The following is a 382-nucleotide window of genomic DNA, read 5'->3' as shown; positions in this document are numbered from 1 at the left end:
CCCGTTGTTAGTTTCTGCGTGGAAAGTAGAAGAGTCTATGTCTTCTACATTAATTTTCCCGTTATCTGTATTCAATGAGATCGAAGTTGCTTCTATATTAGTTATGGATAGTTTACCATTGTCTGATTTCGTTTGTATGTGCTCTAATGATTTCTCAGGAAGGTATACATTTATACTTGGAGTCCCAAAGAAAAAGAAGTCTATATTGAAAAAAGACAGCTTGTTGTCGACGGTGTTTATTTTTAATGAATTTCCTTCTGTTTCTACATTGAAATAATCATTTTCCTTATTACTTATATATTCGACTCTTGGGCTTTCTTCTTCAGAAGATAGGATATTTACCGATGCATTATCTACATTTATTTCCAATTGATTATAATCC

Annotated in this window: 1 protein-coding gene; it reads right to left on the bottom strand. The window is 32.2% G+C overall.

Annotation, left to right across the window (positions count from 1 at the left end):
• Nucleotides 1–382 (bottom strand): DUF4097 family beta strand repeat-containing protein (locus CHM34_RS18845; protein WP_141201805.1); only part of this gene is annotated, 382 nt, incomplete at both ends.

The sequence above is a fragment of the Paludifilum halophilum genome (assembly GCF_002245355.1).
In the GTDB taxonomy this organism is placed as follows: domain Bacteria; phylum Bacillota; class Bacilli; order Thermoactinomycetales; family DSM-45169; genus Paludifilum; species Paludifilum halophilum.
Note: the sequence above shows the minus strand (reverse complement) of the source record. Positions and strands in the feature narration are given on the sequence as shown.